The sequence below is a fragment of the Streptomyces nanshensis genome, assembly GCF_001751255.1.
GTDB lineage: Bacteria > Actinomycetota > Actinomycetes > Streptomycetales > Streptomycetaceae > Streptomyces > Streptomyces nanshensis_A.
Window position 1 is genome coordinate 1 of the sequence record NZ_LJGW01000655.1, and the last position, 5,074, is coordinate 5,074.

Sequence of the window (5,074 nt, forward strand, 5' to 3'; positions counted from 1 at the left end):
GGTGAGCTGGGCCCGTACGGCGGCGGGCGCGTCGTGCAGCGCGACCCACAGCGCGTCGTCGCCGATCGCGGAGGAGCGCGCGGCGGCGGCGCGCTGGGCGTGGCCGCGCACGAAGGGGTCGGCGTGCGCGAGGCGGGAGCTGAGGTAGGCGGTCTCCTGGGCGGCGCACGCGGCGATCACCCCGGTCCGCTGCCCGTAGATCCCGTACTCCTCCAGGCCCTCCAGCAGAGCCGTCAGCTCCTCCTGGTCGCACTCCCGTGCGTGCGCGGCGATCTGCCGGGTGCGCTGCGGGTACGCGAGCGGCTCGATGCTGTCGAGGAGTTCGGTGGCGGCTGCACGGGACATGGCGGGGATTCTGCCCGCAGAATGTGCGCGACGTAAGAGTTCTTCACGGGGATGTGCAGGAGGTGAGTGTTTTGCGTCCGGAACGTGTACGCACACGCTTCCTCGGGCACCTGCTCACGGTCGGACAGTGCCCCTTCGCGGCGGCGGGATAACGTCACGGCATGAACGGAGCGATCGTCGTGGGCGGCGGTGTGAGCGGGCTGACGACCGCCGTGCTGCTCGCCGAACGCGGCACGGACGTACGGGTGTGGAGCCGCGACGACGACGCGCGGACGGCGTCGGGGATCTCCGGCGGACTGTGCTGGCCCTACCGCATCGAGCCGCAACGCGAGGCGCTGGAGTGGGCGGTGCGTTCCTTCCGCAACTTCGCGTGGCTCGCCGAGCAGCCGGCGCTCACCGGAGTGCGGCTGGTGCGCGGCACCCTGGAGGGCGGCGCGGCCGGCACGGTGCCGCCGGAGTGGCTCTCGCTGATCGGGTCGCCGCCGCGTACCCCGATCGTCGACATGCTCGCCTATCTCCCGTATCTGCGGGGGCGGTTGGCGGCGGCGGGCGGCACCGTCGAGCGGCGTGAGGTCTCCTCGCTGGCCGAGGCGGCGGCGGAGGCGCCCGTGGTGATCGACTGCGCCGGACTCGGGGCGCGCGAACTGGCCGGGGACGCCCGACTGCGGGCGGTACGGGGCCAGATCGTCGTCGTGGAGAACCCGGGCGTCGAGGAGTGGTATCTCTCCTCGGAGGCGGGCGCGGCCGAGACCACGTACGTACTGCCGCAGCCCTACGGCCTGTTGCTGGGCGGCACCGCCGACGAGGACGCGGAGGAGACCGCGCCCGACCCCGCCCTCACCCGGGCCATCGTGGAGCGCTGCGCCCGGGTGCACCCCGCGATCGCCGAGGCGCGGATCACCGAAGTACGGGTGGGACTGCGCCCGTACCGGCCGCGCGTACGGCTGGAGGCGGAGCGGCTGCCCGGCGGAGCGCTGTGCGTGCACAACTACGGGCACGGCGGCGCGGGCGTCACCGTCTCCTGGGGGTGTGCGCGCCGGGCCCTCTCGCTGCTGAACGCACAGTGATGCGGCCGGATGGCATTCATGTGTAGACGCCCGCGAAGCGGTACCGGCGGGCGGGCACAGTATCTACGCTGCGACTGCCCACTTCGCACATCTCGCGAACGTCTCGCGAATGCCAAGGGAGTTGGAGGTCTCGTGCGGCAAAGACTCATCGTTACGGGCGCGGTGGTGACCGCCCTCACGCTGACGGTCCCGGCATCGGCCGCCGATGCCGGACCGTCGCCCGGCGCACCCGGGGCGGGAGACTCCTACTACCCGGACTACGGCAACGGCGGCTATGACGCCTCCCACTACGATCTGCGCCTGAAGTACCAGCCGAAGACCGACGAGTTGACCGGTACGGCCACCGTGCTCGCCAAGGCCACACAGGATCTCAGCCGCTTCAACCTGGACTTCGCGCTCGACGTGCAGGAGGTCCGGGTCGGCGGCCGCAAGGCCGAGGCGAAGGCCACCGGCGCGCACGAGTTGGAGGTCACCCCGGCCGAACCGATCGCCGACGGCGAGCAGTTCAGCGTCGTCGTGCGCTACAAGGACGTGCCGTCCGAGGTCGAGGTCGACGGCTTCACCTCGTGGCAGCGCACGCCCGACGGCGCGGTCGCCGCCAACGAGCCGGAGTCGGCCTGGTGGTGGTTCCCGAGCAACGACCACCCCAGCGACAAGGCGACATACGACGTCAGCGTGGCCGTGCCCAAGGGCTACAAGAGCATCAGCAACGGCGACATCGTCTCGGAGGAGCCCGCCGGCAAGGGCTGGGTCCGCACCGCCTGGCGTTCCGACAAGCCGCAGGCGACGTATCTGGCGACGCTGGCGGTCGGGAAGTTCGACGTCACGAAGGGCCGTACGGACAGCGGCATCCCCGTGATCAACGCCTACAGCAGGGAGTTGGGCGCGGAGGACGGCTCGGCGCGGGCGAGCATCGAGCGTACGGCCGAGATCACCGACTGGCTCCAGAGCGTCTTCGGCACGTACCCCTTCAGCTCCGTCGGCGGCTATGTGCCCGCCAGCGACGCCCACTTCGCGCTGGAGACGCAGACGCGGCCCTTCTACGGCAACACGCGCTTCAAGGAGGGCACGGACGTCTCCGTCGTCGTGCACGAGTTGGCGCACCAGTGGTACGGGGACAGTGTCTCGGTCGCCAAGTGGCGCGACATCTGGCTCAACGAGGGCTTCGCCAGCTACGCGTCGTGGCTGTGGTCGGAGAAGGAGGACGAGGGCACGGCGCAGGAGATCGCCGACGAGGTCTACGACTCCCACCCGGCCGACGACGAGTTCTGGACGGTCGCCCCGGCCGACCCGGGCGCGAAGAACCAGTTCCACGACGCGGTCTACGACCGTGGCGCGCTGGCCCTCCAGGCGCTGCGCAACAAGATCGGCGACAAGCCCTTCTTCAAGATCCTCAAGGGGTGGCCCGCACAGCACGAGGGCGGCAACGCACGCGTCGAGGACTTCGAGAAGTACGCCGAGAAGGTCTCGGGCAAGAAGCTCGGCGCGCTCTTCGACACCTGGCTGCGCACGTCCGCCAAGCCCACCGACCCGGCGTTCGGCGCGACGTCCCGTGCGGGCAAGGGCAAGAGCGCACCGCCGGAGTCGTGGGAGGAGATCCAGGCGGTGCACGGGGCGCACCGCCACCACTGAGCGGCGCACGCCGCCACCGCTGCCTCACGGCGCACGGTGACAGCCCAACGGCCCGGCCCCTGGAGCGGTTTGCTCCGGGAGCCGGGCCGCTGCGTGTGCGCGGGCGCCCTGCCGGTCCGTTCAGGTACGTACGGCTGCGCAGGACTGCGTACGGAGACATACGGGCCGTCAGGCCGTCAGGCCGTCCCCGGCGGTACGGGCCTGATGACCGCGAAGACCGCACCCTGCGGGTCCTGCACCACGGCCATCCGTCCCGCCATCATGTCGAAGGGCGGCACGAGCACCGAGCCGTCCGCCCGTACGAGGGCGTCGACGGTGCTGTCCGTGTCGTCGACCGCGAAGTACGTCAGCCAGTGCGAGGGCGTTCCGGGCGGCGAGTTCTCCAGGCCCTGGGCGCCGCCGACCGTACGGCCGCCGACGGTGAGCGCGTTGTAGCCGGGAGCGCCCTCCATGGGTGCCGTCTCGATGCCGAGGTTGCGGTAGAAGGGCTCGGCGGTCTCCGGGTCGGAGGTGTTCAGTTCGCTCCAGATCACGGCCCCGTGCTCGTTGACCACCTGTGCGCCGACGAAGTCCTTCGCCTGCCACAGCCCGAAGACCGCGCCCGTCGGGTCCTTGGCGACGGCCATCCGCCCCAGATCCATCACGTCCATGCCGGGCACCATGACGGTGCCGCCGTTCTCACCGATGCGGTGCGCGGCGGCGTCGGTGTCCTCCGTCGCCAGATACATCGTCCAGGCGGGCGGCGGGGTCGGCCCGCCGTCGGGGGCCATGGCGGCCATGACACCCGCGACGGGCTTGCCGTGCAGGGTGCAGACCGAGTAGCCGCCGGTCTCCGGCGGCCCGACCTCGCCCTGCCAGCCGAAGAGATCCTTGTAGAAGTCGAGGGCCGCCTGCTGGTCGGGGACCATCACGTCGACCCAGCACGGAACGCCGGGCTCGTACCTGTCAGTTACCTCGGGCATGCCAGCTCCTTGTCGGGACTCGGTGCCGGTCACTGTGCCGAGCCGGAGGTTCCCGCCGGGCCCGCCACGCCGCCCCCCGGCGCGCTCGCCGCCGAATTCACCCGCCTCCGCCCACGGCCCGTCCCGGCGGGCGCCGGCCCCGCGTACGCGGTGTCCCGCTGCCCCGTGCTCCCCCGCGCAGGACCCCCGTACGTCCCGACTCCGCGCGCAGCCGCTCGCGGTACGCACGGCGGGCCCGGTAGGCGGGCGGCAGATACCGCAGCCGCTCCGGCAGCAGCGGGAAGAGCGTGCGCACCACGCGTCCCAGCGTCCGCATCCGCCGCTCCTGGCGGGGCGTCCACGGCAGACCGAGGGCCTCGCGGGCGTCGGGCGGCATCAAGCCGACGGTGAGGAAGCGCTGGAGGCGCGCGGCGGCGGGCCACAGTACGGGCCACACCGTGCGCAGCACCACGCGCAGGGCCCGCGGTCCCCGGTCGGGCGGCGGCACCGGCCGCCGGACGTCGACCAGTTCGCCGACCACGGCGGTGTGCTCCAGCTCCCCGTCCAGGACGCGCCGGTAGTACGGCCAGAACTCCTCGACGCTCTGCGGCATGTCACGGTCCCGCAGACCGAGCAGGCGCCCGACCTGAAGCCACTCCGCGTACAGCCGCCGCTCCTCCTGCGGGGTGTACGGGCGGGGGCCCAGGCGCAGCCGCGCGTACCGGTAGACGGGGAAGCCGGTGGCGTGCACCCAGGCGTAGTTGGCCGGGGCCAGGGCGTGGTATTCGCGGCCGTGCGCGTCGACGCCCTGGATGCCGCGGTGCAGCCGGCGCAGCCGTCGTCCCTCCTCGACGCCTTCGGCGCCCCCGTACACCCAGAGCTGGACGCTGGCGAGGGAGCGTTCGGCGCGGCCCCACGGGTCGGTGCGGAAGACGGAGTACTCGTCGACTCCGGCGCCGACGGCGGGGTGGGCGACCTGCATCACCAGGGCCGAGGGGAGGGACAGCAGCGTGCGCACCTCGCCGGCCGCCTGCCACAGCAGGCCGCCGGGCGGTGGCGGCGCGGGCTCCTCGTGCGGCGGGCGCGGGG

Annotated in this window: 4 protein-coding genes and 1 pseudogene; 2 read left to right on the plus strand and 3 right to left on the minus strand. The window is 72.5% G+C overall.

Annotated features, from left to right (window positions below):
* Positions 1–345: pseudogene (locus tag AN218_RS30985) on the minus strand (hypothetical protein); the annotation flags it as partial.
* A gap of 161 nt (positions 346–506) precedes the next feature.
* Between AN218_RS30985 and AN218_RS30990 the strand changes: the two are divergent.
* Both AN218_RS30990 and AN218_RS30995 read left to right on the plus strand, forming a co-directional pair.
* Complete coding sequence (locus tag AN218_RS30990; protein ID WP_070020352.1) at positions 507–1,412, plus strand: FAD-dependent oxidoreductase; 906 nt, start codon at positions 507–509, stop codon at positions 1,410–1,412.
* Positions 1,413–1,544: 132 nt separating this feature from the next.
* A complete protein-coding gene (locus AN218_RS30995; RefSeq protein WP_070020353.1) occupies positions 1,545–3,044 on the plus strand; it encodes a M1 family metallopeptidase in 1,500 nt (499 codons plus the stop codon).
* A gap of 176 nt (positions 3,045–3,220) precedes the next feature.
* On the opposite strand, the gene AN218_RS31000 is transcribed toward AN218_RS30995, so the two are convergent.
* Positions 3,221–4,006 (minus strand): VOC family protein, encoded by a 786-nt coding sequence (locus AN218_RS31000; RefSeq protein ID WP_070020354.1) that lies wholly within the window; start codon positions 4,004–4,006, stop codon positions 3,221–3,223.
* A gap of 97 nt (positions 4,007–4,103) precedes the next feature.
* Positions 4,104–5,074 (minus strand): oxygenase MpaB family protein (locus AN218_RS31005; RefSeq protein WP_244900873.1); only part of this gene is annotated, 971 nt, incomplete at its 5' end.

Bases quoted from the DNA above. Each gene is read 5' to 3' on its own strand.
- AN218_RS30990 (WP_070020352.1), top strand. From the start codon at position 507: ATGAACGGAGCGATCGTCGTGGGCGGCGGTGTGAGCGGGCTGACGACC.
- AN218_RS31000 (WP_070020354.1), bottom strand. From the start codon at position 4,006: ATGCCCGAGGTAACTGACAGGTACGAGCCCGGCGTTCCGTGCTGGGTC.